The following is a 26378-nucleotide window of genomic DNA, read 5'->3' as shown; positions in this document are numbered from 1 at the left end:
GCGGAGCCTGTTTTTTATCACCGGACGGAGGGAATCATTTGGAAAAACTGTTGCTTCGGGGTGCCCGAATCCTGGACCCGTCCCATGGGACGGATGAAACAGGGGATTTGCTGGTTTGCGACGGTCAGATTGAACGGATCGGCGGGGCCGTTGCCTGTGAGGACGCGCGGGTGATCGACGCTTCCGGCCTTGTGGCCGCGCCGGGCCTGATCGATCTGCACGTCCATCTGCGCGACCCCGGCTTCACCGAAAAAGAGGACGTGCTTTCCGGCTGCCGCGCGGCGGCGGCGGGCGGGGTGACCAGCCTGCTCTGCATGCCGAACACGCGGCCCGCGCTCGATAATGCGGAGACAGTAAGTAGCCTCCTGCAAAGGACGGAAGGCGCGGACGCCCGCGTCTATGCCGCCGGAGCAATCACCAAGGGGCTTTCCGGCGCGGAGCCGACCGATCTGAGGAAACTAAGGGAGACCGGAGCAAGGGCCGTCAGCGACGACGGCAGGCCGGTGGCGGACTCCGCGCTGATGGCCCGTGCGATGCAGGGGGCGGCGGAACTCGGCCTCTTTGTCACGTCTCACTGCGAGGACCTTTCGCTCGCCGCGGGAGGCAAGCTGAACGAGGGGGAGGTGTCCCGCGCCCTTGGCGTCCCCGGAATCCCCGCCGCCGCGGAGGACTGCGGCACCGCGCGGGAACTGTCTCTGGCGGAGGCATACCGTTTGCCGGTACACATCTGCCATGTCAGCACGAAAACCTCCGTCGGGATGATCCGGGATGCAAAGCGCAGGGGCGTTCCCGTGACCTGTGAGACCGCCCCGCATTATTTTGCTCTGACGGAGCGCGAGCTGCTGCGCCGCGACGCGGATTACCGCATGAACCCTCCGCTGCGCGCGGAGGAGGACCGGGCGGCCGTCGCCGAGGGGCTGCGGGACGGCACGATCGACGTCATCGCGACCGACCACGCGCCGCACACACCGGAGGAGAAGACCGATTTTCTCGCCGCGCCGAGCGGCGTGATCGGCATGGAGACCAGCCTGGCGGCGGGCGTCACATTTCTGGTTCTGCCGGGGATTTTAACTCTTGCGCAGCTCATCGGACTCATGTCCTGCACGCCCGCGCGGCTGCTCGGCGTTCCCGGCGGAACACTGGCGCCGGGCTCCCCGGCGGATCTTGTGCTGTTTGACCCGAATGAAACGTGGACGGTGGAACCTGCAAAGCTGCACGGGAAAAGCCGCAACGCGGTTTTCAAAGGGATGAAACTGACCGGCAGGGTCCGGATGACCCTGCTCAGCGGGAAGATCGTCTATCAACAGGAGGAATAAGGAGGATTCGACTATGGCTCTGGACCGGCTGATCGAAGCAATCGCGCAAAAACAGAACCCCACGGTGGCGGGACTTGACCCGAAACTCGACTATATCCCCGATTTTATCAAGGAAAAAGCATTTGGGCAATACGGGAAGACGCTGGACGGGGCCGCCGCCGCGATTCTGGAATTCAACAAGGGCCTGATCGACGCGCTGTGCGGCATCGTGCCCGCCGTCAAGCCGCAGTGCGCGTATTATGAAATGTACGGCTGGCAGGGAGTAAAGGCCCTGCACGATACCATCGCGTATGCGAAGGAAAAAGGCCTGTTCGTCATCACGGACGGTAAACGCAACGATATTGGAAGCACCATGCAGGCCTATGCGGCGGCGCATCTGGGCAGAACCGATCTTGCCGGGGAAACGGCGGAAGCGTTCGGCGGCGATGCGCTGACGGTCAACGGATACCTCGGATCGGACGGGATCTCGCCGCTGATCAATGTCTGCCGCGAGGAGGACAAGGGAATCTTTGTCCTGGTAAAAACCTCCAACCGGTCTTCCGACGAGCTGCAGAACCAGCTGTTCGAGGGCGGCGAGCCTCTCTATGAAACGATGGGGCAATATTGCGAGGAATGGGGAAAAGATTTGCCCGGCAAGTACGGCTACACCGGCGTCGGCGCGGTGGTCGGCGCGACCTGGCCGGAACAGCTCGGCGAGCTGCGAAACATGCTGACCCATACGTTCTTTCTGGTCCCGGGCTATGGGGCGCAGGGCGGCGGCGCCGGGGACGTTGCGCCTGCGTTTGACCAAAACGGCCTCGGAGCGGTGGTGAATGCCTCCCGCTCCATTCTCTGCGCCTGGCAGAAGAGGAACGTTGCGCCGGAAGACTATGCAAAGGCGGCCGCTCAGGAAGCCGAGACTATGCGGGACGCGATTCTGAAAGGGATCGGGAGGATCCGCCTGTGAAGCGCTATGACACGGCGGACTGCGCCGTTTTGAAAAAGGCGGAGCTTGCGCCCGGTATCTTCGATCTGACCGTTTTCTGCCCGGAAGCGGCGCGGATCGCCCGCCCGGGCCAGTTCGCACAGTTTCAGGTGCCGGGAAAAACACTGCGCCGTCCTATTTCAATCTGTGAGATCAGCCGGGAAGACGGGACGCTCCGCTTTGTCTTTCAGATCCGCGGAGACGGAACGCGGCTTTTGTCGCTCCTGAATCCGGGAGAAACGGTCAACCTGCTCGCGCCGCTTGGAAACGGCTTCGATTTGGGCGATCCGTCCCGCAGGGCGCTGTTTGTCGGCGGGGGGATCGGCGTTCCGCCGCTGCTTGAAGCCGCAAAGCCGTTCGGAGCGCGCGCGGTGCTGGCGGCAGGCTTCCGCAGCCGAAACGCGGTGACTTTAAGGGAGGATTTTGAATCGCTTGGCTGTCAGGTGCGCGTCGCTACCGACGACGGCTCGTTTGGGTATCACGGGCTTGTCGCCGACCTGATGGATGACATTGAATTCGACGTAGTCTTTGCCTGCGGGCCGAAACCGATGCTCCGCGCGGCCGCCGGAGCCGCGGCGCGGCGCGGCGTTCCGTGCTATGTTTCGATGGAGGAGCGCATGGCCTGCGGCATCGGAGCATGCCTCGGCTGCGCGGTCAGGCTGCGCGGCGGAAACGGGCCGTACTACGGGCATGTGTGCAAGGACGGCCCCGTGTTCGACGCGCGGACCGTCGTATGGGAGGAATGAGCATGGCGGATTTAAAACTCAACCTTGCGGGCGTACCGCTTCAAAATCCGCTGATCGCCGCCTCCGGGACTTTTGGCTTCGGAAAGGAATTCGCGGAATTCTACCCGCTTTCCACGCTGGGCGGCATTTCCTGCAAGGGCCTCACGCTGGAGGAGCGCCCCGGCAATCCGCCGCCGCGCATCGCCGAGACGCCGGGCGGGATGCTCAATTCCGTCGGGCTGCAGAATCCGGGCGTGGAGCGTTTTATCCGGGAAGACCTGCCTTGGCTGAGAAAGCAGGGAACGGCGGTCATCGCGAATATCGCCGGGAACACGCCGCGGGATTACTGTAAAATGGCGGAGCGCCTTTCCGATTCGGATGTGGACATGATCGAACTGAATATCTCCTGCCCGAATGTGAAGCAGGGCGGCGCGGCGTTCGGGACGTCCTGCGAAAGCGCGGCGGCGGTCACGGCAGCGGTCCGGAGGTTTTGTAAAAAGCCGCTGATGGTTAAGCTCTCCCCGAATGTGGCGGATATTGGGGAAATCGCGGCTGCGGTGGAGAACGCGGGCGCGGATGCGCTTTCCATGATCAACACCCTGACCGGCATGCGCATCGACCTTCAAACCCGCCGTCCGGTTCTTCGGAACAACACGGGCGGGCTTTCCGGCCCGGCGCTGCTTCCGGTCGCGCTGCGGATGGTCTGGCAGGCGAGTTCCCGCGTGAAGATCCCCATCGTCGGCCTCGGCGGGATCACCACCTGGCGGGACGCCGTCGAAATGCTGCTGGCCGGCGCGTCGGCCGTGCAGATCGGCACCGTCCTGTTTTCCGACCCCTATGCGCCGGTCAAAATCCTCGCGGGCCTGGAAGCCTATCTGGAAGAGAATCATCTGAAATCAGCTGCGGAACTGACCGGGAAGGTGAGGCCATGGTAGAGAGAAACGGAGCCTGTCCGTGCCCGAAGGTCAAATGCGGACGGCACGGCGACTGCGAAGCGTGCAGAAAACATCATCACAGGCCGGGAAATCCCCCGTACTGCGAGCGAAAGAAAAAATCGGAGGGAAAAAGAAATTGACAAGGCTGATCTTTGTCCGCCACTGCGAGGCGGAAGGCAACACCAAGGGCGTCCTGCAGGGGCGCACGGACTGCGACGTCAGCGGGAACAGCGCGGTCCAGCTGGAACTGATCGCGCTGCGCCTGCGCAACGAGCCGTTCGCGACGGTCTACTCCAGCCCGCTCAAACGCGCGTTTAAAACGGCCCAGGCCATCAATCAGTATCATGACCTTCCGATTCAGATCGATCCCCGCCTGTCCGAGATCGACGTCGGCGCGTGGGAGGGACGTTCCTGGGAAGAAATCGAACGGGAAGATGCCCTGATGGTAAAAATCTGGAACGAATCTCCGGAAAAATTCCAGGCGGAGCGCGGCGAATCGATGAAAGAGGTATACGACCGCGTCTGGGCGGCAGCCGTTGACATTGCCGGGGCAAACCGCGGAAAGATGGTCTGCATTGTTTCCCACGGATGTGCGATCCGCAATTTCCTGTGCCGCGCGCTCGGCCGGCCGCTGGATCGGGTGGGAGAAATCGGCTGGTGCGACAATACGGCGGTCAGTGTGGTGGATTTTGATGACAGCCTGCAGGCGAAGGTCGTCACGATGAACGATGCCTCCCATCTTCCGCGGGAATATTCCGTTTACCGAAAGAACGGAGAGGATCTTTCAGGCGCGGAGGCGATCGCACCGTGAGGATTCTTGCCGTGGACCTTGGAAAGGCGCGCACGGGCCTCGCCGTCTGCGATGAAGACGAGGTTCTCGCCTCGCCCGTTCGCGCCATTGCGGAACGAAACTGGGACCGTCTGGCCGATATGGTGGCCGAAGAGGCAAAAGCCCTTTCCGCAGGTCGCATTGTCGTCGGGCTGCCGCGGAATATGGACGGTTCGGAAGGAGAGAGCGCGCAAAACGCGCGCGCTTTCGCGGAGCATCTGAAAACGCTGAGCGTCCTTCCGGTCGTCTTGTGGGACGAGCGGGGCACGACAATCACCGCGCACGGGTATCTCAACGATACCGACACGCGCGGGAAGAAACGAAAAGCGGTCATCGATGCCGTCGCGGCGACGGTTATCCTGCAGGACTATCTCAGCTACCGCCGCAACCGGCAAAAAAACGGAAGGCTTTCCTGATGCCCCAAGGGGGCCGGGAACCCTTCCGTTTTTGCCGCAGCTGAATTGCTTTTACCGGGCGCGGCTTTCGCTTTCCAAAGCATGTCCTTTCGCCGGATGCGGAACGGCGGGCATGCACACAGGCTCAGTCCGCCAGCTCGGACGTGCAGTTCGGGCAGCGGGTCGCGTCCCTGGGGATTTCCGTTTTGCAGAACGGGCAGATCTTCGTCTGCGCGACCGTTTCTTCCGCCTGGTCCGCTTCGTTCCGGTGGACGAGGCGGTTGATGGCTTTGCTCAGCAGAAAGACGCAGAACGCGATGATCAGGAAGTTGATCACCGCCGTCAGAAAACTGCCGTAGGCAAGCACGGGAGCGCCCGCTTCTTTGGCGGCGGACAGCGACGGGAAGCTTTTCCCGTCCAGGACAAGGTACAGATTGGAAAAATCGATTTTTCCAAAAACGGCGCCGATCACAGGCGTGATCAGATCGTTTACCACGGACGAAACGATGGAGGAAAACGCCGCGCCGATCATGACGCCGATCGCCAGGTCCATCACGTTGCCGCGGGAGATAAATTCTTTAAATTCTTTCAGCATGATGCTTCATCCCTTTCGTGTTTTTTGGGCTTTTCCATCCGGACCTTCCCGGTGCCGGGGGCCCGGCGGAGAGAACAAAAAACTGCGAAAGGATGGCCTTTCGCAGCGAAGGGGCGGCTGCCCTGTCTAGCTTTACGGGCAGCGTTTATCCCCGAAATAGAAGATGGTGAAAAGGCCCGGCCCGCAGTGAGCGCCGATGACGACGCCCAGGCTGGTGATAACGACTTTTCCAACCGTGGGGAAAGTTTCCAGGATTTTGTCGCGCATGAGTTCCGCATCCGCCAGACAGTCGGCGTGGAGAATATGTATTTCCTGACCGTCGGGGGAAACGAGGTCTTCTTTCATCCGGTTCAGAATGGTGAGCAGAGCGGCTTTCCGGCCGCGCACCTTTGAAGCGACGACAAGCTTTCCCTCGTCCGATACATACAGGACGGGCTTGATGGAAAGCAGCGAACCGACCAGCGCGGATGCGTTGGAAACGCGGCCGCCGCGCTTGAGGTAATTCAGGTCGTCGACTGTGAAGCGGTGGATGATTTTCAGCTTGTTCGCCTCTCCCCAAGCAATCACTTCGTCAAAGCTTTTTCCCTCGTCGCGCAGACGCACCAGATTGATGACGAGCAGGCCCAGCCCGCCGGATACGCAGCGCGTATCCATCTGATAAAAGCGCCGGTTCGGATATTCTTTCCGGATTCTCTCCGCAGCTTCCCCGGCTGTGACATACGAGTGAGAAAGCTCGCGCGACATATCGAGGAAAATAACGTCTTTTCCAGTATCCATAAGCTTTTTGAAAAACTCATAGTAAGTCAGAACGTTGATCATCGACGTGGTGAGAATGGCTCCCTGCCGCATCTGCCTGTACATTTCCTCCCGGGATTTTTCCCTGCAGTCGTCCTCACAGATTTTGTCGCCCAGCATAAAGGAATAGCTGATCAGCGGCACATCATGCTCCTCGAAAAACTCCCTCGGAAGGTCGGCGGTGGAGGCCGCCGCAATCACATAATCCGCCATACTACGCCTCCTAATCTTCAGCCAAGAGTATGATATCATCCTGATTATACTTTTTTTTGCCCGGATTGTCCATCGACAAATCCGCGAAACTGTAGCGGCCAATAAAAAAAGCCCCTGAAATCAGGGACAAACCGTTAAAAATATAAAGACCCGCCTGGCCGTACTGTGTTGAATAACCTGCTACTCGTAGCAGGTGGGTGCCCGCCCGACGGTTTCGCACTCCCTTCGTCCGGCAAATGCCGGGAGGTCTGAAGTCCGCCGCCGGAGCCGATGCTCCCGATTCAATATTGTAGGGTTATTTCTGCACAAATCCGCGCACCAGGCAGGATGCCAGCGAAAAAAATCAATCTTCGATATTGTCTTCCTCTTCCGGCGGAACATCGTCGGAGTCCTCGTCTTCGTCGCCATACAGCTCTTCAAACCGGTTCTCGAACTGTTCTGCCAGCCGGTCAAGCAGGGCTTCGTCTTCCACTTCGGCCAGTTGCTGTTCTCCGTTTTCCTCGATTGACTCGAAGATGTAATAGGTCCCCTCTGCGTCGACCTTGTCCTGAGGGCTGCTGAGAACGGGGAGCAGGGCGTAAAAGCACCCGTCGTCGTTGTCGATGACGTCCAAGACTTCAAATTCATGCTCGTTGCCTTCGTCGTCAACCAAAGTCAGAATATCAGGGCCGAATTCATCTTGCATCGAGGTACTCTCCTTAAGATTCATTTCCGTCTTTGCTGTCGTTACTATTCTACGCTGTAAGGACCCGCAAGTCAACAGGAAAATTATATGCAACAAAAATATACTAAAAAATATTTTTATTTTAATTGAAACTATTGACTTATACCATATTTGCCCTTATAATAAAGCCGTAAGGAAAAGGGACGATAGAAAGGACGATGCAGTTTTCCCGAGCGGCGGCCGCTGCGGAAGATGGAAAACAGAGACTGGCATCGGGATGAAAACGGACTTTTTCGCTGAAGGGAGTGAGTCCAATGGACAGGGAAGAGGACCGGCGAAAGGCAATTGACGTTTGTTGGACGGATGCATCCGCAAAAGAGTAAAAACAGAGAAAGGAATGAGGTGCGAGACGGCCTGTTGCAGAAGATTTTGTTTGGCCGGCACGCTGCAAATCCCTTTGAAAGCTGAATCCCGGCTTCGAATGAAGCCAGTTCTTCCGGAACAGATTTTTCAGGGCGGTTCAGAGGATGAAACGCGGGCGGCGAACAGACCGGAGGAAACGGCAAAGGTGATTCCGATGTATTGATTTGGGGAGTTTTTACCGCGGCAGCTGATTTCTGGAGAATCGGTCTTTGCCGGGGCGGAAAATGAAACAGTTGACACAGTTTATCGTTTGGGCCTTCGGCGGTTTTCCGCCGGAGGCCCGGCTGATTTTATCGAATTGCGGCGCGGTGGAATGGTTTCCGCCGCGCTTTTCCATTATGGGGGAAACCGCGGTCATTTTCTTGCGGCAATCTATTGAATCCTCCGCAGGGCTGGAATATAATCGGGAAAGGCGATTTTTCGTCGAATACAGTCTGATCCGGAGGCGTACGATTGGAACAACAGATCATTGGAATGGTGCTGGCGCTCAGGAGCGGCCTGCACCGCCTTGCCGAACCATCCGGCAGCGAAAAGAGAACGAAAGCGTTTCTGATGAAATTTCTGCGCGCCCATACTTCCCTGAGACTGGAGGATGAGGGGGCGTGGTTCTGCGCCGTTCACGAGGAACCGGGCGCCGCTGAAACCGTCGCTTTCCGGGCGGATATGGACGCGCTGCCGTTCCGGGGCGGCAGCGCCCACCTTTGCGGGCATGACGGACACTGCGCGGCTCTGGCCGGGCTGGGCCTTTTTCTCGAACACAAAAAGCTGGGGCGGAACATCGTTCTCCTCTTTCAGCATGCGGAAGAGACCGGCGCCGGAGGAAAGGTCTGCTGCCGGGCTCTTTCAAAATACGGGATCGATCGGATTTATGCCTTCCATAATATTCCCGGATGGGAGGAGGGGACCGTGCTGCTGCGCCGCGGCACCTTCGCGTGCGCTTCCAGAGGGATGACCCTGTCTTTTGCCGGCAGGCCGTCCCACGCCGCTTATCCGGAAAACGGACGCAATCCTGGATTTGCCGCGGCCCGTTTCCTAAGCGCTCTGCCCTCGATTACAGAGCCGGTTCGTTACAAGGGGCTGACGATGGCAACCCTGATCGGTGCGAAAATCGGTGAAAAGGCTTTCGGCTCCGCCGCCGGCACGGCGGAGGTTTGGCTTACGCTCCGGGCGTGGCTGGAGGACGACTTGGATCGGCTGATTGCTTCCATCCGGCAGAGCGCCCGAGCGGAAGCGGCGCCGGACGGGGTGGAAGAATCCGATTCTTTCTGCGATGTTTTTCCCGCGACGATAAACGATGGCGAAACCCTGGAGCGGTTGAAGGGAGTCAGCCTCAGAGCCGGGTTGGACTGTGACGAGATCTCGGAGCCTTTCCGCTGGTCGGAGGATTTCGGATATTACGGTTCCGGTGCAAGGGCGGTTATGGTGGGAATCGGCGCGGGTCGGGATTGGCCTCAGCTCCATACAGAGTGTTACGAGTTCAACGACCGGATCCTCCCGTCCGCGCTCGCCCTGTTTTCTGCCCTTGCCCGATTCGGCTGACCGGTTTGTTTTGGCTTCCGCCCGGCGGCCCGAGCCGTTGACGCCCAGCTTTGCATGGCTGGCGGAACGCCTGGAAAAGATTGCCCGCATTCTTTCATCACCTCCTAATGAACCATTCATCCTGCCTTCATAAACAAGGGGTATCCTACAAAAAAGTAAAGACAGGGTGAATTTGAAATGCTGAAAATGCAAAACGTGAGGATCATCAGAAAATATCGTGAAGCGGCCGCGCTGACCCTGATTCTGTTTCTGGCGGCCTTCCTGTCCGTTTATCATATCTGGAATCTCGGTTACAGCAATGAGTTTTACGCCGCCAGCGTGAAAAGCATGCTGACCGGCTGGAAAAATTTTTTCTTTGCTTCGCTGGATCCCGGCGGATGGATCACGGTGGACAAACCCCCCGTTTCTTTGTGGGTGCAGACCGCCTTTGCGAAGGTGTTCGGATTTTACGGCTGGAGCATCATTCTGCCGCAGTGCCTGGCCGCGGTGGCGACGGTTGCGATTGTCTATTGCGCCGTCAAACGCCATTTCGGCACTGCTGCCGGCCTCATCTCCGCGCTGGTGCTTGCGCTCTCGCCGATTTTCATTGTGATCAGCAAAACCAACAACACCGATTCGGTGCTGATTTTCTTCATGGCGCTTTCCGCGTGGGCCATGGTGGCGGCTTCAGACCGGGGGCAGCTCCGCTATTTGATTTTGTCCATGGTTTTCCTGGGAATCGCTTATAATGCCAAAACATTGGAGGCGTTCCTGATCCTTCCGGCCCTTTACGCCGTTTACTTTTTCGGCACGAGCCTCAGGTGGAGAAAGCGGATATGGCATCTCGCAGTGGCGGCGCTCGTCCTATTGACGGTGTCCCTGTCTTGGTCCGTGATCGTAGACCTGACTCCGGCGAGCGAGCGGCCTTATGTGGACAACAGCTCGAATAATTCCGAACTGGAGCTTGCCCTCAGCTATAACGGGATCCAGAGGATCACGGGACAGTCGGGCGGCACATTCGGCGGAAACCGCTCCGGGATGCCGGGACAGGCCGAAACGGACGAGGAGAACAGCGTGCCCGACGGCGGCATGCAGGGCTGGCTGGAGGGTGATGGACCAGTTGGGACTCAGGACAGCGGGCAGACGTCATCACTGTCGTCGGGTTCGAGTTCGGACAGCGTAAGCGGTTCGGAATCACGTGCGGACGGGGATACCCAGAGGGATGACGGAAGAACTTTCGGGCAGGGTGGAACAGACGGCTTTCCCGGAGGCCCCGGAGGCAACGGGGGCGGGGGAAATATGTTCAACGGCGGTGGAAGCGCCGGGATTCTGCGCATGTTCAACACCACCCTTGGCGGGCAGGACAGCTGGCTTCTCCCGTTCGGCCTGTTCTCCGTTCTGGCGATGCTGATCGGGATGCGCGGCGCCGATGAAGAACGGCGCCGGAAGCTGCTGCGCGGGGTTCTGCTCTGGGGAGGTTCCGTCGTGACGATGGTCGGCTATTTCAGTGTGGCACAGTTCTTCCACCCTTATTATATTTCAGCCATGGCACCGTATCTCGCCGCTCTGGCCGGCATCGGCGCGACCGAACTGTGGAGGCTTTACCGCAGCGGCGGCCCGTCGGGTTATCTGCTTCCGGCGTCCTTTGTTTCGACGGCTGCCGTTCAGGCTGTAATGCTTCAGTCCTATTCAGGCTATTCAAAAATTTTGATTCCTTTAATCTGTGTGGCAGCGGGAATACCGGCTGTTTTCCTGCTCCTTCTGCGCTTCTTCAAAAAAAATCCGGGCGGCAAACTGGCGCTGGCATGCGTTGTCGTCGGCTTTGCCGGGCTTCTGATTGCGCCGGCGGTGTGGACGGGATACTCCGCGCTGTGGGGAAACATCAATTCTTCCATTCCCTCCGCCGGCCCTTCCGCGGAGGAAACGTCGATGTTCGGACAGGCGGGCGGTAATCGGGACATGCCGTCTGATGGCGACAGAACCGAAAGCGGCAATGTGGAAACCGGCCGGCAGGACGGCGGAAACTTCGGGAATCGGTCCGGTACTTCCTCCGATTCAGCTCTAATTACATTTCTTGAAAAGAATAATACGGGAGAGAAATATCTGCTTGCGGTATCGAGTGCCAGTGAAGCGGAACCGATTATTTTAGCCACCGGCAAGCCGGTCATGGCGGTGGGGGGGTTCAGTGGGACCAACCGGTCTCTGACCGTGGAAAAACTGGAGCAGATGGTGAAATCGGGTGAGTTGAAATATTACATGGTTGGAGGGAGGGGAGGCATGGGCGGAAATTCCTCTGACGAAGTGACCCAATGGGTCGAGCAACACGGCACGGCAGTGGATTCCAGCGTGTGGAGTTCTTCCTCTGATTCGGGTCTGGTGACCGGCGGCTCCCAAACGCTTTATGATCTGTCTGCTTATCAAAATGCTTCATAAGTCCCAAACTGAAAAGGCGCGCTTTTTGCGCCTTTTCAGTTTGGTTCTTGAGGCTTGTCAGATATGAGCTGAGACAAATGCTCCTATAACCGACTGCTTTCGGGGAAAACCCTTGACTTTTTTTACGTTTACCGGTACAATAAAAAAGCACATTTGGGAGGTGCTATAGGGCCTACCAAAGCAATTGCAGGAAGTCGTAGTGGACCCAATAGCTCATTGCTTAGAAAATCCCTGATTCCTGAATTCTTTGGTATTCTTTGTGTTGCAATTGAGCTTATGCGCTGGTCGTTAATCCTTTGAAATAATTTAATCGGAAGCGTATCGAAGTGGTCATAACGGGCCGCACTCGAAACGGGCTTGTCCAAATCCGTGGCCAAATTCCGCAGATGCCCGTGTTTGCTGGGTTTCCGAGCCGCAATACTCAGGAATCCACGGTTCTATTCTAACACGTTTCTAACGCCTGTGCCACCCTGAAAAGCGGGGTAAAATTGAATATGGAAGCGTATCGAAGTGGTCATAACGGGCCTGACTCGAAATCGCGTGTGGTCAGCGATGGGACAGGTTCGACAAAGCCTGTATTCATGCGGGTTTGCGGCTCTGGTTTTACAGTAGTTTTAATTTTCATCTTGCAGTTTTCTTGCAATTTTGCAATCAACTGAATATCGCCTTTTCACCGAGCAATCGGTTGAAAATACATGGAGAGGTATCGAAGTGGTCATAACGGGGCTGACTCGAAATCAGTTTGACGGCAACGTCACATGGGTTCGAATCCCATCCTCTCCGCCACAATCGTCCTAAAAGTCCGGCTTTTCTGGTCTTTTAGGACGTTTTTATGCCAACTTTTGCATTGCTTCCCCCACTTGCGAGGAAATTGGAGCAAGCGGGTTTGCGGCTTTCCTGCAAGAAAATTGCAAGATGGAAAAGTCTCCTGCGTTATAAGCACGTTGCGAGGGTTCGAATTTGCGGAGAATTTATTCCGGATTTTTGCCCTTGCGACTCTCTGGATTTTCCTCTTCCTCGGTCACTCCAAGCACCTCTTCAATCATGTTTGCGCTGGTCAGCTTGCTGGAGCTGTCGATGTGCGAGTAGATGTTGGCGGTGGTCGCCATGTCGGAGTGCCCCAGCCAGTCCTGGATCATTTTCATGGGGATATTGTTTGCCAGCAGGAGCGAGGCGCAGCTGTGCCGCAAATCGTGGAAGCGGATTTTCCGAAGCCCGTTTTCTTTCAGAATGACTTGGAAATGACTGCTGACATACTGCGGGGTAATCAGGCCGCCCAGCGCGTCCACGCATATGTACTCCGAATATTTTTTGTCGTAAACGCCGCGCATGACTTTTCGCATTTCCTCCTGTCTTGCCTGCTCCGCCAGAAGCTCCTCCTCAATGTGAGGGATCAGCGGAAGGGTGCGGTAGGAGGATTTTGTTTTCATCACATCGTAGCCCTTGAGCACAACGCCGCTTTTGGTTTCCTCCTCCAGAATCTTGTGCCGGATGCTGACCGTCTTGGCGGTAAAATCTACCGCCGACCATTTCAGCCCCAGCACCTCGCTGCGGCGCAGGCCGTAGTAGGCCGCTAGCATAATGACCAAGCGGATCGGGTCCCCCTCGACGCAGTTCAGAAGCTCCTTCAGTTCCTCGGCGTTGTAGTAGCTGCCAATGAACGGCACGGATTTGGGCCTGTCCGCTTGCAGGCAGGGATTGGTGGGAATGATGCGCCGCTTTACCGCCTGCTGGAAAGCCCTGTGCAGCATGGCGTGGTGGCGCTGTGCCGTCGTGCCCTTCAGCCCGTCGGAGCGGATCGTCGTGTAGTAGGCGTTGATTTCGTCGCCGGTGACCTCCTTTACCTTGAGCTTCATCGGCTTGAAAAAAGCTGTCATCCTTCCGTTGATCATTCTCTTGTAATTCAGGTAGGTGGAGCTTGAAATATTGGGCTTGTGCTGCTCCAGCCATTCCGGAAGATAATTTTCCACCAACATATTGGCGATCCGGTTGCGTTCCCGTTCCGCGTGGGTCATGTTTTCCTGAAGGTATAAATCCCCGACGTTGTACTGCGCCAACACCTCGGCGAGCCGGTGATTGGCTTCCGTTTTCGTGCCGCGCTTGTCCTCTAGGTCAAGACTGACCCATCTTTGCTTGCGGACTCCTTCTGTGTCATACAAATTTAATACGGCGTACCATTTCTGATTTTTCGTGGCCAAACGGCCTGTAATTCGTTTCATTTCCGTTCTCCTTTCACGTGATTTTCTCCGGTACTGCCGTCGGCAGTACACACAATACCACACTCGGACGGAGAAAGCCAGGTGTCAAACGGTACAAACCTGCACGGGTTATTTTCGACCAGAAACGCCACAACGGACAGCTTGGGAACCAGCACCTTGTTGGTGATCCGGATGCTTCCCAATTGGCCGTTCCGTGCTAAGCGATAGGTTTGATTAATACCGATTCGCAGCAGTTTGGCGGCCTCGGGAACGGTGAGAACTTCCGGCTCATCCTTGAACATGGAGAGGTAGACTCGTTCAGAAACGGCAATCATTTCGAACCCTCCCCTGCGGAGATATAAACTTCCAAAGGAGAAAAAACTTCAATCTCAAGACTTTGAAATTCACGCACACAGGCAAGCGCCTGACGGCGGTCGCGATGAATATGAAACAGGCTGTCGACAAGGAGAATGTCAAAACGTCCCATGGCGGCTGCCTGTATCAGCTTCTCCAATTCAGTATTCTGATCAAGATCAACGCTTGCTCCGGCAATTTGATATCCCAGCTGTTCCGCAAAATCATAAAGCTGTTTTTCCTGCTTTTTCAGTGCGCCGTTTCGATCCTCCGGCGCGTCTATACGGCAATAAAGCCATGCTCGTTTCATACTGCTCCTCCTTTATCTCAGCTTGTTTGATAAAAAGGCCCAGGCTGACGCCCAGGGCCTCGTCAACATTCCGAAGGCACTCGCTGCCAACATGCCCCAGATACGCGCGCAGGCGGGAGCGGTCAATGGTGCGAATTTGCTCCAGCATTACGACTGAATTCTGCCGGAGTCCGATTTGCTCTCCCGTCAACGGTACGTGGGTAGGCAAAGGATTCTTTTCCATGCGGCTGGTGATGGCTGCAACGATTACGGTGGGGCTGTATCGGTTGCCAATGTCATTCTGAATAATCAGGGTGGGGCGGACGCCGCCCTGCTCACAGCCCACTACCGGCGTCAAATCCGCATAGAAAATATCGCCTCTGCTCACATTCATGCCGAGCACCTCCGCCACTGTATGTAACAAGGGACAGCCATTTTGACATGGCTGTCCCTCAAATCTATATAAAGCTTGTTCTTCATTTTATCGATTGGACGCTTCTATTCGGCACTGCTTCCCGAAGCGAGGGCGGCAACATAAATGGTTTGCCGGTTAAGCAAACACCATAGGGATTTCACCTCTCCGTGGTTCTCACCGAGCCGCCCCCATTGCGTGATCCCGCTTTCAGGCGGGGCTGTGGCTGGACGGAAGTAGCGTTAGCACTGTCCGTTTCATTGCGAAACAACCCACCACGGGCTGCTTTATAACCGGGCTTTGCCGCTCGTCGCCTTCGATGCCATCGGTTCAACGGATGTCTGTCACCCATCCGCAGGTAGTCTTGGCGCGCCCGTCAATGTCGCTGCCGCTCATCACGGCCGGACAGATCATGTATTTATGCTGCCGGATATGAAATTTTCAAAGAGCAATGAGGGAAGAGTAAAACCCCCTCACTTATTTCCACGTTGAGTGAGGGGGTTGAGCGGATAAATTTTTATTTTCCCATAAGTTTTTTTAATTCCGCCAGGATTTTTACCTTTCTATCGTGAATTGTCCGCTGCGCGATCCCGGTTTCTCTGGATAGCTGGCGCTCGCTCTTATCCATAAAAAAGAGAGCGGTGATCAACTCCTGTTCTTCCGGGGCGAGATGTTTGAGGCAGGCCAGCATTTTCCCGATCAGCACCGTCTTGATCGCGGCATCCTCAACACTTTCAATCTCGGTGACAAACTGTCTGTTTTCCTCCAGAAGCCGCTCGTAGGAGTCCTCCCGGCTTGGAATGTATGTAACGGTCCCACTGCCATAATCAATCCTGCACCGTTCGACTTTGATGTCGTACTGCTGGTATTCCATCAGGCGGTCGCTTTTCTCCAGAACCTCGATAATTTCTTTGCTTACATCGGGATATTTATCCCGGTAATTTGTTTTTCTCCGATACTTTGCCATAAGCTTGTCCTCCATTTCGTGATTGTTGAAATCCGGAAATGAAGAACAAGCGGAGGGGATCGGCAATGTCGATTCGACACGCTTCTACAAAAAGAAAAGAGCTTAAAATCGAAACTGTTCTTTAGCGGTCGAGGCGGGGCTTTTGTTGTCGAAAATAAAAAATCAGCACTTTGCCCGGGACGGCAAAGTGCTGATTTTTGAATATATTCAGTTAATGGAGGCGAGTGTGTACGGGATTCGCCGTCTTTATTTCAACCTCCGGAAAAGGAAGAAGTAAAGAATACTCATGGGTTCCCCTTTCACCAAGGGACATAGCAGAGCCATGAATGATCTTTGTTCAAATTATCCGTCAGAAGCTATAAAAACAATGAAAGCCTGCCCGTAAAAAGGGCAAGCTTTCAAGTGCGACTTCCGGCAGCCAGGCTGTCATAGCGCGCTTTTACGCACTTTAGACCCTATGGCTTTGCGTCCCCATCGTTAAATGGGTTTGCCCTTGGTTTGACTATTTTGTTGTTTTAACATCTTTCGGCTTGTGCTTCCGTATGATAGGCGCACGTGATTTGCAGGGAATGGGGGGATTCCATATTACTGTTTCCATCAACAGCAGCATGACTGATCGTCCTGAATGGTCAGCTCGCCATTTTCAGCTGCAAGTGTCACAGCCTCTGTCCTTGTTTGAGTCTGGTCATCCATCATAACAGGGACCCCGTCAATGGAGACGGACTTCTCGCCTGCTTGCAATTTGATCAGTTCAAATTGCAAGGATGTGCCGCAGCAGGATTGCTGCTGTGATACTTTTAAACAGTCACAATCATTGGAATCAAATGCCGCCTGAATCAAGGATTTTGCTTCTTCTGTAATTTTCATCTTTCATTTCTCCAGTTCTATCATTTTATGATATCTTTATAATGACACAATCGTCCCATTGGAAAGTGTTAGCTTATATTGTCAGCAGTTTATCTCCTTCGATTTCCTCAGCGCTCCATGCAATTACCGCAAAATTTCCCTTGGAATGTTCATCCACCTTGTTGATCCACTCGATTTCGTTGCTCACCTTCGCAGAAAGTATTTGATTCGTTGTACCGGTCCGGTAGAAGGAGGAATTGATTACCCACCATTTTGCTTCGATGCCGGCACGCTTTAAATCTTCCTCAAGGCGCAGTGCTTCATAGACGGGCGTATCCTCGGCCAAAGTTACAATAATGACCTCGGTTTCATCAGAATTGCGGAGGCGAGGCAGAAGTTTTCTCGCGGATTCCGGGATTTCGCCCTGGGAGCGTTTGATTTCCTGATTGTAGCTTTGGGTGGAATCCAGCAGCAAAAGGGTATGTCCTGTCGGAGCGGTATCGATCACGACGGTCTGGTCTTCCGCTTTCTCTACAACTTCAGCAAAAGCCCGAAATACTGCGATTTCCTGCGTACAGGGAGAACGTAAATCTTCCTCGATATAAGCGATATCATCAGCGGACATGGTTTTCCTCGCTTTGGTAAGCACTTCTTCCTGATATTTTTTCAGTTCGGCTTGTTCATCAATATGGCTCATGGTGATGCCGCTGGCCTCGCTGATTACGGATTTCAGGTGCCCGGCCGGGTCTGTGGTGGTCAGATGAACCTTCCTGCCTCTTTTTGAAAGACCCAGTGCAATCGCAGCCGCAATGGTGGTTTTCCCGACGCCGCCTTTCCCCATGGTAAAGATGACCTTCTTATTCGTGCGATACAGATCGTCAATGACATCTTCCAGATGAGGAATCGATTTAGCCCTGATTTTTTCATCGCGGACCCTATACTGATTCTGGGTCAGAAAAGCCCTGACATTGTCAATTCCGGTAATGTTATAGGCTCGGAGCGGAATCCGGTATGCGACCAGTTTTTTCAAGCGTTGCGGGATACTCAGAAGCGCATCCTGCTGTTTCCGATACAGACTTTCGGAAACGCTGTCATCGTAAGAAGTTAGCACACCATTGATCACCAGTGTTTGATTGTTGATACCAATCTCCGCCAGTTCCCTGGATGCTCGTTCCGCTTCTTTCAAAGGTGCTTCTTCCGGACGCGAAACAAGAATCAGCGTCGTCTGATTCCCGTCGGATAAGGTTTTGACGGCTTTTTTATAAACTTCCTTTTTACTTTCCAATCCCGAAAGCTGGCCTAAACAGGAAGCTCCGTGCGTGCTTTCGCTTATGAAGTTGCTCCACGCAGACGGCAGTTGCAGCATTCGGAGGGTATGCCCGGTCGGGGCGGTATCAAACAAAATGTGGTCATAGCCTTTTCGCACCGTTTCATCCGTGATGAACTTTGAAAACTCATTGAAGGCTGCAATCTCGACCGTGCACGAACCGGAAAGCTGTTCCTCCATATTTTTAATCACCGCATCAGGTAGTTTGCCGTGATAGGGGCCGATGACACTTTCCCTGTATTCTGCTGCTGCCTGTATGGGATCGAGGTTGGAAACAACCAGATTGGGGACTTCCTTAATCGCTACCCCTTTGTTCGTAAGCTCCGTATGGAAAACGTCCTGTAAATTCGAGGCGGGGTCCGTGCTGATTAAGAGGACCTTTTTTCCGCTATCCGCAAGGGTAACGGCCGTAGCACACGCCGTCGATGTTTTTCCAACTCCACCTTTTCCCGTGTAAAATAAATATTTTGTCAACCTGATCGATTGCGGATTAAAATTCTCCATGATGATAACCTCCAATTTTCGATAAAAAGATAAGGAGCATCCTCGTCCCTTGTGAAAAATTCACATAACTGATTTGGGAAGATATGCTCCTATCATCTTGTTAGAAGTGCTAAATCTCTTTCTCAGCAGAAAGTATGAACCAAATCAGCAGCACTTTCCTCCCGAGCAGCCGCATCCGCCTGACCTTCTCGGAGTAACTTTAACGGCCTTCGGCTTTCCGCCGAACAGAGTTTCCGGAACGCCGAGCAGGTTGGCAAATTCTTCATTGGTCGGATACCGGCCTGCAATCACGATTTCTCCATCCAAAACAGTGACGGGCAGCCCTTCAACGCCCTTTGTGTTGATAAAGTGGTTGACTGTCTTATCGTTTACAAACTGCTGCGGAGCGTTGGACAAATTGAACCGTTCAACATTGATCCCGTTTTTTTTGAGTGTATTCAGGGCAGTCGAAATCCTGAGAAGCTCGGAGTCGACTCCAACTCCGCAAAGGCCGGTTGAGCAGCACATGGCAGGTTCAAAGATTTGCATTTTTTTCATATAAGACATCTCCTAAAATAAAATTAGTTGTTAACGGCAGGTTTAGAATGCCAGCCTTTGTAATACCAGTCTTTGGTTTTCGTAATGATTCTGACAAGCATCAGCATCACAGGGACTTCCGTAAGGACGCCGACAGTGCAGGCCAGCACGACCGGCGAGTTTGGGCCGAACAGCGAGATTGCTACCGCGACTGAAAGTTCAAAGAAGTCGGAAGCGGCAATCAGGGATGCCGGCGCCGCTATATTGTGCGGCTGTTTTGTCCATTTGCACAGCAAATAGGTAAACGTAGAGGAGATAAGATTCTGGAGGATCAGCGGTACGGCGATCATCAGGACATAAAGCGGTTTTTCCAGAAGGATGTTGCCTTGAAATGAGAAAATAATGATCAAAGTCAGCAACAAGCCCAGCGTCGTTACATTGTCAAACTTGGAAACAAATTTTTCATTGAAAGCCGTTTCTCCCATTTTTTTGATCATCGTAACTCGTGTAACAGCACCCCCGACCAAAGGGACTACAACAAAGAGCACGACTGAGAAAATAAGGGTATCCCAAGGGATCTGAACGTTGTTCACGCCGAGCAGGAAGGAAACCAGCGGTACAAACAGAACAAGAATCAGCAGATCATTGACCGAAACCTGTACAAGGGTGTGCGCTGGATCGCCTTTGGCGAGATTGCTCCAGACAAACACCATCGCGGTGCAGGGAGCCGTCCCCAACAGGACCGCGCCTGTAACAAAATTTTGTGCCAGGTCGGCGGGGATAAAGGCGCTGAATACTATTTTAAGAAAGAGAGTTGCCAGCCCCAGCATCAGGAATGGTTTGATCACCCAACTGCTCCCGCTCGATATGAGGATACCGAGGGGATGCTTTCCCACGTTTTTAATGGATTGGAAATTGATCTTCAGCATCATGGGATAAATCATGATCCAGATCAGAATCGCGATCGGAATATTCTGCTGCGCGTACTGAAGTTTTTCCAGAAATGCAGGAATTACCGGCAGAAATTTACTGATCAGAATGCCTGCCGCCATACAGAGAAGCACCCAAACCGTCAGATACTTCTCAAAGAAACCAATGCCTTGTGTTTTTTCATCACTCATTATAATCGCCCCTAAATATCATACTAAAAAACTTGAATTGCAATCTCAATGTTTCTGTTGTGGAGAAATCGTGTCACATAACTTTTGACCGCTGCACTTTTGATACTCTGCCAGATCAATTTTGTAAGTTGGAAGTTCCCTCAAGTGATACTGGAGATACTCCCAAAGCTCAGCATTATCGCGCTTGAAGCAGTTATTGATCCGATAATAAGTCCATTGTGCTTTTTTGAAGCTGTCAAGAATTCCGCAATTTTTTAAGGCGGTCAGATGACGTGAAGCATTGGACTGTGTCATTTTTAAGGATGCTTCAATTTCACACACGCACATCTCCCGTTCAAGCAGCAAAGAAAGAATCCGCAGTCGGCTTTCCTCCGACAGGGCTTTGAAAAATTCAACCATTTACAACTCCCTTCCTATGAGCTTTATATGTTTCTTTTGGCTGGATCGTAGCCAAATCCGGACATTGTCCTTATAAAATACCGTTCATTTTATTTATACTGTAGGAAATATCATCCCTATTTGAAACGCCGTTCATGTCATTAACACTTAAGGAAATATCATCCTTATTTGTAATTCCGTTCATGTTAATAATACTGAAAGAAATATCATCTCTGTATGAAACACCATTGAAGTTGTTAATACTCAAATCGTTTTTCATACCAAAATCCTCCTCCTTTCAGTTAAATAGGATTTACCTTTAAAGCTTTTATACTTAGATGCTCATATACGCATACTATATGTTCTCGTTGACTATTTGTTACAAGAACATAATACCGGTTTATTTCTCTGAATGTATTTTGCAGTAGTGCTTATGACCTCCCGAGAGATTATAAACTTTTTGAAATCCGTCGTTGATCAGGATGTTCTGCGCTGCGTTTCCGGTTACGCCCTTATTGCAGTAGGTAACCGTAATCGCGTCCTTATCCAACGACTCGGCCGCGGCTCTCACTTTGGCGTGGGGGATGCTCTTCGCGGTTTCAATATGATTCTTTTCATATTGAGCGGCAGCTCTGGCGTCGATCAGCGTATACTTTTGTCCCGACTGCACCAGGGTATCGAGCTCTTGCGCCGTAATCAGCGGCCTGCCCCTGTGAATGGCGTTGTCCAGGATCATGCCGGTGTACATCACCGGATCCTTTGTGGTGGAAAACGGCGGGGCATAGGCCAGATCGAGATGGAAAAGATCTTCCACTTTCGCCTTGAAGGTGATCGCTGTCACAAACACGTCGATTCTCTTGTCCACGCCCTCATACCCGACAATCTGGGCACCCAGGAGTCTGCCGCTCACGCGGTCGGCGATTCCCTTGATGACCATTTCCCGGCCGCCCATGTATTCCGGCCTGTTGGGCTTGATGTTGTGGCAAACCTGGACTTGATAACCCAAAGCAAGCGCCTCATGTTCGGAAAGACCGGTCTGCGCTACCGTCATATCAAATATTTTGAAGATTCCGGTACCGAGGATGCCTCTGAATTCCAGATCGCCGCCCGTCATGCTGTCACCGGCGATTCTGCCGGTCTTGTTGGCAGTGGAACCCAATGGCCGGTAAACCGGTTTCCCCGTCACCGTATGAAACTGCTCGATGCAGTCGCCGCAGGCATAGATCTCCGGCTGGCTGGTCTGCATCTTTGTGTTCACGCGGATCGCGCCGGAGACGCCGAGTTCGATCCCCGCCGCCTTCGCCAACACTGTGTTGGGGCGGACCCCGGCGGAGATCAGGACCAGATCCGCGGGAATCTCTTTGCCGTCCGATAGGATGACACCGCTTTCCGTGATCTCCACGACAGAAACGGCCGTTAGGACGGGAACGCCGTTCTTTTCGATATGGTCCCGTACATAGACGGCCATATCGCTGTCGAGCCCCGGCGTCACCTGCGGTAATTTTTCCAGCAGGGTCGCCTCCAGGCCGAGCTTTTTCAGATTTTCACACACTTCCAGCCCAATGAAGCCCGTCCCGATGATCGCCGCACGCTTCGGACGGTTTTCATCGATATAAACCTTGATGCGGTTCATGTCGTTGATATTGCGCAGGGTAAAGATATGTCGTCCGTCCGCGCCCTTGATCGGCGGAACAACCGCCTGCGCGCCGGTTGCGATCACCAGCTTGTCATACGAATCGGAAAACACCTCTCCGGTGGTAAGGTTTTTGACTTTCAGAACCTTTTGATCGGGGTTAATCGAGAGCACTTCATGACGGATCAAAATATCCACATTGTATTTACTTTTGAAAAACGCGGGATCGCGTGGGGTGAGTTCGTCTGCGTTTTCGACTTCGCCGCCGATGTAATAGGGCATACCACAGCCGGAATAAGAAATAAAGCTGTCCTTGTCATAGACGACAATTTCGGCGCTTTCGCTGTTCCTTCTTGCTTTTGCCGCTGCGGAAGTTCCGGCAGCAACTGCACCTATGATTATGATTCGCATTTTCCTGCCTCCTCGACATTATTACAGATACAATCCCGATGCTCCGATGTGATTTCGTCCCAGAATTTTTTTATGGCGGAAACCTTTTTGACGTTGATTGTATACCTCATCCAAGCTCCTTCGCGCCTGCCGTTCACAAGGCCGCAATCCGTCAGGATCTTCATGTGGTAGGAAAGAGTAGGCTGCGTGATCTTGAAGGATTCCAGTATGTCACAGGCGCACATTTCGCCGCAGGAAAGCATCTCGACGATCTTCAGCCGCGTTTCGTCGGACAGCGCCTTAAACACCGGGGCATATTCCGCGTGGGAATATCTCATTTTCTGTACACCTCCCAGTTTTGCGCAAGATAGACATGCATCAATTTCATTCAAATTCATCTATATTATATACTTATATCGATGAATGTCAATATGTCGGAGAAAAATTTTTATAAAATAGAACCCAAGGCGGCAAGCTGTTTCTGCGGCCTTGGGTTTAATTTAGTTCAGTTCCAGGTTACCCATTGCTTTTTACTGGTGCTGGCTTACTTTCCCTCTCTAAAATATCAGTTAATATTTCTACAGCACCTCTGACATATTGCTCACAGAGCTGATGATGCTCCGGTTCTCCCCATTTTACTGATCTCGTCAGCACACGGCAGCAGGTAGCTTTATATCTTTTTTTAAACTCATTATGCAATTCCTGAGTTAAGGAAAACACCTCATCTACATTGCCTTCTGTACTTGTTCTGCCTTTCACGGCGCTTAAAACCATCACTGCACCTGTCAGCGAGCCACAGCAGCATTTCGACGCACCTAAACCTGCGCCAAATCCGGTTGCCATTTTTATGGCAGTGTCATTCAATCCCAGGCCAAGCTCCTTATTAAAAACCTGAAGAATTGCTTCCGAACAATAGAGCCCATTTCTGAATAGATCAACGGCTTGGGTGGCCAACACTTCTTTTTGTAATGTCATTGCTGTTGCTCCCCTCTAAATTAAAGTAATCGGATATGTAATATATATTATGATACAGTATAAAGTCAATATCGATGATTGTCAGTATCTTTAAATCGAAAAATCGAATTTATAAATATTTTTAGAACTGGTAAATGCCTGACAAGAAAAGGAGCTTCACGAATTTTGTTCGTGAAGCCGCCTTCTGACTAATTCGACGATTTCGGAAATCTCCTGCTCCAGCATTCCATCCGGCAATATTCCTCATAATCGGAGTTGCTTTCCCTTGGAGTTACCGCGACGATGATCAGTAAAGTTATGAAAAGAAGAACCATTTTATGCCACTGCTTTCTACTTGAAATAGATTGATTCAGCCAACAGCTTTGCTTCTGCGCTCCATTAAAACGACGTCATGCCATTTTTCATTTGACATCTGTCCTAATCTTTCTCTGAAGCCAAGCTCCCGAAACTCGCATTTCTGATGTAATTCTCGGCTGTGGGTATTTTCTTTGATGATTCCGGCTTGCAAAGACCAGAAACCTTCTTTTTCCGACTGCTGAATTAAATTTTTCAGGAGTTTAGTTCCTATGCCCTGATGTTTATATTCCGGATCGATGTATATGCTGACTTCGGCTACTCCCGCATAGACACATCTGCTGGAGGTTGGGGATAAAGCTGCCCATCCCAAAATCACATCATTGAATCGTGCAATAAAACGGCAGGAATTCAGATGGCTTTGATCCCACTCCTTCCAGCTTGGAACGTCTCTTTGGAAAGTTGCGATCCCGGTTTTGATGCCTGCCGAATAGATGGTAGAAACCTGAGGCCAGTCGGCCGGTTCCATCTTCTCAATCGTAAAGTCCATTTCAAAGCCTTTCTCTATTTATATGTCTTTACATGTGCGCCCGCAAAAGCACCGTCCAAGGCATCTTCGTTTAGGTGGGAGTAAATCTCACCAAGTTCCTTTTCTTCCGCAATACTTCGGATGATTTCTTTTGTATAGATATTGACAGGCGTAATTTCTACGTTTGTAAAGCCGACTTTTTTCAGAATTCGTTCATATTCTGCGACGCTCAATGCCCCGGAAATGCAGCCGACCCACATTTGGACGCTTTTGCGAATCTCATCCGGAACGGCTTTCAGTTCAACAATATCAGCAATCGCAAGTCTTCCGCCCTTTTTCAAGACCCGATAAGCCTCTCTCAGAGCGACTTCCTTGTTCTCAGTCAGGTTGATTACACAGTTCGATGTAACAACGTCAACAGATTCGTCTGGCAGTGGAATATTCTCAATGTATCCTTTAATAAATTCAACATTTTTCGCGCCGATCTTCTCCTTATTGCGATTCGCCAGTTCCAGCATTTCGTCGGTCATATCCAATCCATAGGCTTTGCCTGTTTCGCCCACAAATTTTGCGGAAATCAGCACGTCTATCCCGCCGCCGCTGCCCAAATCCAGCACCGTTTCACCCTTTTGCAGGTTTGCAAGGGCAACCGGATTCGCGCAGCCCAACGAGGCCCGGATCGCTTCTTCCGGCAATCCGGCAACATATTCTACAGAATACAGATCATTCGATATATCACCGCAGCAAGACCCGCCACCGCAACAGGAACTTTTTGCGGTTTCAGACACTTTTTTTGCAATATCGCCGTAATGCTCCTTGATTTCTTCCCGAATGTTCTTCGACATAAAGATAGCCTCCTTAAAATTAGCAATAAAATCATTTCCGATTAACAGCATTTGTTGCGTTGCGCCGCGTCCGCCAGGAGCTTCAAGCTTTCCAGCACCTGACTTCTTTTATCCTCTGGAATGGAACCGAATATCCCTTTGTAGTAGCTCTCCATGCTTTTTTCAATATTCCGGAATACATCTTTGCCCTTTTCTGTCAACTGAATTGTAACATATCTCCTGTTTTCAGCATCCAGTTCCCGCACCGCTAAATCCGCTTCCACAAGGTTATTGACAGTCCGGCTCATGGTACTTTTGTCCACGCCCAATAAGTCGGCAAGGTCCACCAGTGATATTTTTTCTTTCCGGCCAATTTCGACAATGGCGTGACATTGCGTGATCGTAACGCCGCAGCAAGAGGCATCGCCTTTTTCCAGGATGCCTAAGTTCCTTACAAGCACCCGGATCAGCTCTCTCAGGATTGCGCTCCCTTGGTCAATCATTTCATCACCTCGTGCATATTCTATCATACAACAGTTGTATATTGCAATAGTTAAATAAAAATATTTGCCTACGTTGGGGGTAGGGAGTGGGGGCCAGCTTGCTACCTCTGCCGGCAAAAGACTATCTGCGGCGGCGTCCGGCGTTTTTCGGAAGAAGACCTGGAGTGGCTTGGTCTGGTTTTTTGCCTGAAAAACACCGGAATGCCAATCAAAAAGATCAGGGAATTCGTCGATCTGAGCCGCAGGGCGGAGCAGACTCTGCCTCAGCGCTGCGAAATTCTAATGGCACATAAAAGGGATGTGGAAGGTCGCATCGCCTCCATGAAAAGCAATTGGCCAAAGTGAACCAGAAAATTCAATGTTTCAGTTCCCAGTCCAAGGCTTTCTGTGTCAGCGGTAAAACCCAAAGGCCGTTGGTTTAAATTCTGCCTCCGCAACCAAACAGAAGGGGCTGTTGCAAAATGGCCCTTTTTCCTATGTCCGGGGCAAAGGCGAAAAATTGCTTTTTGCCCT

At 52.8% G+C, this 26378-nt stretch carries 28 protein-coding genes, 1 tRNA gene, 2 pseudogenes and 1 riboswitch; of the genes and pseudogenes, 11 read left to right on the top strand and 20 right to left on the bottom strand.

The window, feature by feature from the left end:
• Positions 1-38: 38 nt before the first annotated feature.
• The 6 genes from VA597_RS15960 to ruvX all read left to right on the top strand — a co-directional run bounded on the left by VA597_RS15960 (position 39) and on the right by ruvX (position 5185).
• Positions 39-1316, top strand: a complete 1278-nt coding sequence (locus VA597_RS15960) for a dihydroorotase (RefSeq protein ID WP_326974865.1) — start codon at positions 39-41, stop codon at positions 1314-1316.
• A gap of 13 nt (positions 1317-1329) precedes the next feature.
• Positions 1330-2262 (top strand): orotidine-5'-phosphate decarboxylase, encoded by a 933-nt coding sequence (gene pyrF / locus VA597_RS15955; protein ID WP_128743826.1) that lies wholly within the window; start codon positions 1330-1332, stop codon positions 2260-2262.
• Positions 2259-3026 (top strand): dihydroorotate dehydrogenase electron transfer subunit, encoded by a 768-nt coding sequence (locus VA597_RS15950; protein WP_128743825.1) that lies wholly within the window; start codon positions 2259-2261, stop codon positions 3024-3026. Before pyrF ends, VA597_RS15950 begins: the two co-directional genes overlap by 4 nt.
• 2 nt (positions 3027-3028) lie before the next feature.
• A complete protein-coding gene (locus VA597_RS15945) occupies positions 3029-3940 on the top strand; it encodes a dihydroorotate dehydrogenase (protein WP_205703173.1) in 912 nt (303 codons plus the stop codon).
• A gap of 136 nt (positions 3941-4076) precedes the next feature.
• Positions 4077-4751: a histidine phosphatase family protein gene (locus tag VA597_RS15940; RefSeq protein ID WP_128743823.1), complete on the top strand. Its 675-nt coding sequence runs from the start codon at positions 4077-4079 to the stop codon at positions 4749-4751.
• Positions 4748-5185, top strand: a complete 438-nt coding sequence (gene ruvX, locus VA597_RS15935) for a Holliday junction resolvase RuvX (RefSeq protein ID WP_128743822.1) — start codon at positions 4748-4750, stop codon at positions 5183-5185. The genes VA597_RS15940 and ruvX overlap by 4 nt, the downstream gene beginning before the upstream one ends.
• A gap of 124 nt (positions 5186-5309) precedes the next feature.
• Here ruvX and mscL read toward each other — a convergent pair whose 3' ends face one another.
• The 3 genes from mscL to VA597_RS15920 all read right to left on the bottom strand — a co-directional run bounded on the left by mscL (position 5310) and on the right by VA597_RS15920 (position 7452).
• The gene (mscL, locus tag VA597_RS15930) at positions 5310-5759 is read right to left on the bottom strand and encodes a large conductance mechanosensitive channel protein MscL (protein ID WP_128743821.1); all 450 of its coding nucleotides are present in this window, start codon (positions 5757-5759) and stop codon (positions 5310-5312) included.
• 132 nt (positions 5760-5891) lie between these two features.
• The gene (locus tag VA597_RS15925) at positions 5892-6767 is read right to left on the bottom strand and encodes a DegV family protein (RefSeq protein ID WP_164919098.1); all 876 of its coding nucleotides are present in this window, start codon (positions 6765-6767) and stop codon (positions 5892-5894) included.
• Positions 6768-7110: 343 nt separating this feature from the next.
• Positions 7111-7452, bottom strand: coding sequence for a DUF1292 domain-containing protein (locus VA597_RS15920; RefSeq protein WP_128743819.1), 342 nt, complete (start codon positions 7450-7452; stop codon positions 7111-7113).
• Positions 7453-8307: 855 nt separating this feature from the next.
• Between VA597_RS15920 and VA597_RS15915 the strand changes: the two genes are divergently transcribed.
• The 3 genes from VA597_RS15915 to VA597_RS15905 all read left to right on the top strand — a co-directional run bounded on the left by VA597_RS15915 (position 8308) and on the right by VA597_RS15905 (position 12591).
• A complete protein-coding gene (locus tag VA597_RS15915; RefSeq protein ID WP_128743818.1) occupies positions 8308-9393 on the top strand; it encodes a M20/M25/M40 family metallo-hydrolase in 1086 nt (361 codons plus the stop codon).
• Positions 9394-9570: 177 nt separating this feature from the next.
• Positions 9571-11805 carry a glycosyltransferase family 39 protein gene (locus tag VA597_RS15910; protein WP_128743817.1) on the top strand — a complete coding sequence of 745 codons (2235 nt, stop codon included), beginning with the start codon at positions 9571-9573 and terminating at the stop codon, positions 11803-11805.
• A 697-nt stretch (positions 11806-12502) separates the two neighbouring features.
• A tRNA-Ser gene (locus tag VA597_RS15905) sits at positions 12503-12591 on the top strand.
• 185 nt (positions 12592-12776) lie between these two features.
• Here the strand turns inward: VA597_RS15905 and VA597_RS15900 are convergent.
• The 17 genes and pseudogenes from VA597_RS15900 to VA597_RS15820 all read right to left on the bottom strand — a co-directional run bounded on the left by VA597_RS15900 (position 12777) and on the right by VA597_RS15820 (position 25865).
• The gene (locus tag VA597_RS15900; RefSeq protein WP_212506655.1) at positions 12777-14024 is read right to left on the bottom strand and encodes a tyrosine-type recombinase/integrase; all 1248 of its coding nucleotides are present in this window, start codon (positions 14022-14024) and stop codon (positions 12777-12779) included.
• Positions 14021-14338: a helix-turn-helix domain-containing protein gene (locus VA597_RS15895; protein ID WP_212506656.1), complete on the bottom strand. Its 318-nt coding sequence runs from the start codon at positions 14336-14338 to the stop codon at positions 14021-14023. The genes VA597_RS15900 and VA597_RS15895 overlap by 4 nt, the downstream gene beginning before the upstream one ends.
• Complete coding sequence (locus tag VA597_RS15890; protein WP_212506657.1) at positions 14335-14667, bottom strand: recombinase family protein; 333 nt, start codon at positions 14665-14667, stop codon at positions 14335-14337. The genes VA597_RS15895 and VA597_RS15890 overlap by 4 nt, the downstream gene beginning before the upstream one ends.
• Positions 14668-14701: 34 nt before the next feature.
• Positions 14702-15040 (bottom strand): annotated as a pseudogene (locus VA597_RS15885) (type II toxin-antitoxin system PemK/MazF family toxin); the annotation flags it as partial.
• Positions 15041-15575: 535 nt separating this feature from the next.
• Entirely contained in the window at positions 15576-16025 is a 450-nt protein-coding gene (locus VA597_RS15880; RefSeq protein WP_128742609.1) for a sigma-70 family RNA polymerase sigma factor, read from the bottom strand.
• A gap of 410 nt (positions 16026-16435) precedes the next feature.
• Positions 16436-16527: riboswitch (cyclic di-GMP riboswitch) on the bottom strand.
• Between the two features lie 95 nt (positions 16528-16622).
• Entirely contained in the window at positions 16623-16892 is a 270-nt protein-coding gene (locus VA597_RS15875) for a hypothetical protein (protein ID WP_128742608.1), read from the bottom strand.
• 73 nt (positions 16893-16965) lie between these two features.
• Positions 16966-18702 carry an arsenical pump-driving ATPase gene (gene arsA, locus VA597_RS15870; RefSeq protein ID WP_212506659.1) on the bottom strand — a complete coding sequence of 579 codons (1737 nt, stop codon included), beginning with the start codon at positions 18700-18702 and terminating at the stop codon, positions 16966-16968.
• 144 nt (positions 18703-18846) lie between these two features.
• Positions 18847-19239 carry an arsenite efflux transporter metallochaperone ArsD gene (arsD, locus tag VA597_RS15865; RefSeq protein WP_212506660.1) on the bottom strand — a complete coding sequence of 131 codons (393 nt, stop codon included), beginning with the start codon at positions 19237-19239 and terminating at the stop codon, positions 18847-18849.
• Positions 19240-19262: 23 nt separating this feature from the next.
• Positions 19263-20339: an ACR3 family arsenite efflux transporter gene (arsB, locus tag VA597_RS15860; RefSeq protein ID WP_175391784.1), complete on the bottom strand. Its 1077-nt coding sequence runs from the start codon at positions 20337-20339 to the stop codon at positions 19263-19265.
• 45 nt (positions 20340-20384) lie between these two features.
• Positions 20385-20738 carry an ArsR/SmtB family transcription factor gene (locus VA597_RS15855; RefSeq protein ID WP_212506661.1) on the bottom strand — a complete coding sequence of 118 codons (354 nt, stop codon included), beginning with the start codon at positions 20736-20738 and terminating at the stop codon, positions 20385-20387.
• Between the two features lie 70 nt (positions 20739-20808).
• Positions 20809-20997, bottom strand: a complete 189-nt coding sequence (locus VA597_RS15850) for a hypothetical protein (RefSeq protein ID WP_212506662.1) — start codon at positions 20995-20997, stop codon at positions 20809-20811.
• A gap of 120 nt (positions 20998-21117) precedes the next feature.
• A complete protein-coding gene (locus tag VA597_RS15845; protein ID WP_212506663.1) occupies positions 21118-22761 on the bottom strand; it encodes an FAD-dependent oxidoreductase in 1644 nt (547 codons plus the stop codon).
• Positions 22749-23078, bottom strand: coding sequence for an ArsR/SmtB family transcription factor (locus VA597_RS15840; protein WP_212506664.1), 330 nt, complete (start codon positions 23076-23078; stop codon positions 22749-22751). The genes VA597_RS15845 and VA597_RS15840 overlap by 13 nt, the downstream gene beginning before the upstream one ends.
• Positions 23079-23256: 178 nt before the next feature.
• Positions 23257-23715 carry a C-GCAxxG-C-C family protein gene (locus tag VA597_RS15835; RefSeq protein ID WP_212506665.1) on the bottom strand — a complete coding sequence of 153 codons (459 nt, stop codon included), beginning with the start codon at positions 23713-23715 and terminating at the stop codon, positions 23257-23259.
• Between the two features lie 349 nt (positions 23716-24064).
• Positions 24065-24559, bottom strand: a complete 495-nt coding sequence (locus VA597_RS15830) for a GNAT family N-acetyltransferase (protein ID WP_212506666.1) — start codon at positions 24557-24559, stop codon at positions 24065-24067.
• 14 nt (positions 24560-24573) lie between these two features.
• Positions 24574-25383 (bottom strand): arsenite methyltransferase, encoded by an 810-nt coding sequence (gene arsM, locus VA597_RS15825; RefSeq protein ID WP_212506667.1) that lies wholly within the window; start codon positions 25381-25383, stop codon positions 24574-24576.
• Between the two features lie 41 nt (positions 25384-25424).
• The gene (locus VA597_RS15820) at positions 25425-25865 is read right to left on the bottom strand and encodes a MarR family winged helix-turn-helix transcriptional regulator (RefSeq protein ID WP_066648712.1); all 441 of its coding nucleotides are present in this window, start codon (positions 25863-25865) and stop codon (positions 25425-25427) included.
• Positions 25866-25919: 54 nt separating this feature from the next.
• Between VA597_RS15820 and VA597_RS15815 the strand changes: the two are divergent.
• Positions 25920-26048: pseudogene (locus VA597_RS15815) on the top strand (hypothetical protein); the annotation flags it as partial.
• Positions 26049-26066: 18 nt separating this feature from the next.
• Positions 26067-26210 (top strand): hypothetical protein, encoded by a 144-nt coding sequence (locus VA597_RS15810; RefSeq protein WP_243112480.1) that lies wholly within the window; start codon positions 26067-26069, stop codon positions 26208-26210.
• Positions 26211-26378 lie beyond the last annotated feature (168 nt).

The sequence above is a fragment of the Caproicibacter sp. BJN0012 genome (genome assembly GCF_035986805.1).
In the GTDB taxonomy this organism is placed as follows: domain Bacteria; phylum Bacillota; class Clostridia; order Oscillospirales; family Acutalibacteraceae; genus Caproicibacter.
This window is presented reverse-complemented; position numbering and strand designations above follow the sequence as displayed.

Coding starts and splice junctions, on each gene's coding strand:
- pyrF (WP_128743826.1), top strand. CDS start 1,330: ATGGCTCTGGACCGGCTGATCGAAGCAATCGCGCAAAAACAGAACCCC.
- VA597_RS15945 (WP_205703173.1), top strand. CDS start 3,029: ATGGCGGATTTAAAACTCAACCTTGCGGGCGTACCGCTTCAAAATCCG.
- mscL (WP_128743821.1), bottom strand. CDS start 5,759: ATGCTGAAAGAATTTAAAGAATTTATCTCCCGCGGCAACGTGATGGAC.
- VA597_RS15925 (WP_164919098.1), bottom strand. CDS start 6,767: ATGGCGGATTATGTGATTGCGGCGGCCTCCACCGCCGACCTTCCGAGG.
- VA597_RS15920 (WP_128743819.1), bottom strand. CDS start 7,452: ATGCAAGATGAATTCGGCCCTGATATTCTGACTTTGGTTGACGACGAA.
- VA597_RS15910 (WP_128743817.1), top strand. CDS start 9,571: ATGCTGAAAATGCAAAACGTGAGGATCATCAGAAAATATCGTGAAGCG.
- VA597_RS15900 (WP_212506655.1), bottom strand. CDS start 14,024: ATGAAACGAATTACAGGCCGTTTGGCCACGAAAAATCAGAAATGGTAC.
- VA597_RS15895 (WP_212506656.1), bottom strand. CDS start 14,338: ATGATTGCCGTTTCTGAACGAGTCTACCTCTCCATGTTCAAGGATGAG.
- VA597_RS15890 (WP_212506657.1), bottom strand. CDS start 14,667: ATGAAACGAGCATGGCTTTATTGCCGTATAGACGCGCCGGAGGATCGA.
- VA597_RS15880 (WP_128742609.1), bottom strand. CDS start 16,025: ATGGCAAAGTATCGGAGAAAAACAAATTACCGGGATAAATATCCCGAT.
- VA597_RS15875 (WP_128742608.1), bottom strand. CDS start 16,892: ATGAAAATTACAGAAGAAGCAAAATCCTTGATTCAGGCGGCATTTGAT.
- arsA (WP_212506659.1), bottom strand. CDS start 18,702: ATGGAGAATTTTAATCCGCAATCGATCAGGTTGACAAAATATTTATTT.
- arsD (WP_212506660.1), bottom strand. CDS start 19,239: ATGAAAAAAATGCAAATCTTTGAACCTGCCATGTGCTGCTCAACCGGC.
- arsB (WP_175391784.1), bottom strand. CDS start 20,339: ATGAGTGATGAAAAAACACAAGGCATTGGTTTCTTTGAGAAGTATCTG.
- VA597_RS15855 (WP_212506661.1), bottom strand. CDS start 20,738: ATGGTTGAATTTTTCAAAGCCCTGTCGGAGGAAAGCCGACTGCGGATT.
- VA597_RS15850 (WP_212506662.1), bottom strand. CDS start 20,997: ATGAAAAACGATTTGAGTATTAACAACTTCAATGGTGTTTCATACAGA.
- VA597_RS15845 (WP_212506663.1), bottom strand. CDS start 22,761: ATGCGAATCATAATCATAGGTGCAGTTGCTGCCGGAACTTCCGCAGCG.
- VA597_RS15840 (WP_212506664.1), bottom strand. CDS start 23,078: ATGAGATATTCCCACGCGGAATATGCCCCGGTGTTTAAGGCGCTGTCC.
- VA597_RS15835 (WP_212506665.1), bottom strand. CDS start 23,715: ATGACATTACAAAAAGAAGTGTTGGCCACCCAAGCCGTTGATCTATTC.
- VA597_RS15830 (WP_212506666.1), bottom strand. CDS start 24,559: ATGGACTTTACGATTGAGAAGATGGAACCGGCCGACTGGCCTCAGGTT.
- arsM (WP_212506667.1), bottom strand. CDS start 25,383: ATGTCGAAGAACATTCGGGAAGAAATCAAGGAGCATTACGGCGATATT.
- VA597_RS15820 (WP_066648712.1), bottom strand. CDS start 25,865: ATGATTGACCAAGGGAGCGCAATCCTGAGAGAGCTGATCCGGGTGCTT.
- VA597_RS15810 (WP_243112480.1), top strand. CDS start 26,067: ATGCCAATCAAAAAGATCAGGGAATTCGTCGATCTGAGCCGCAGGGCG.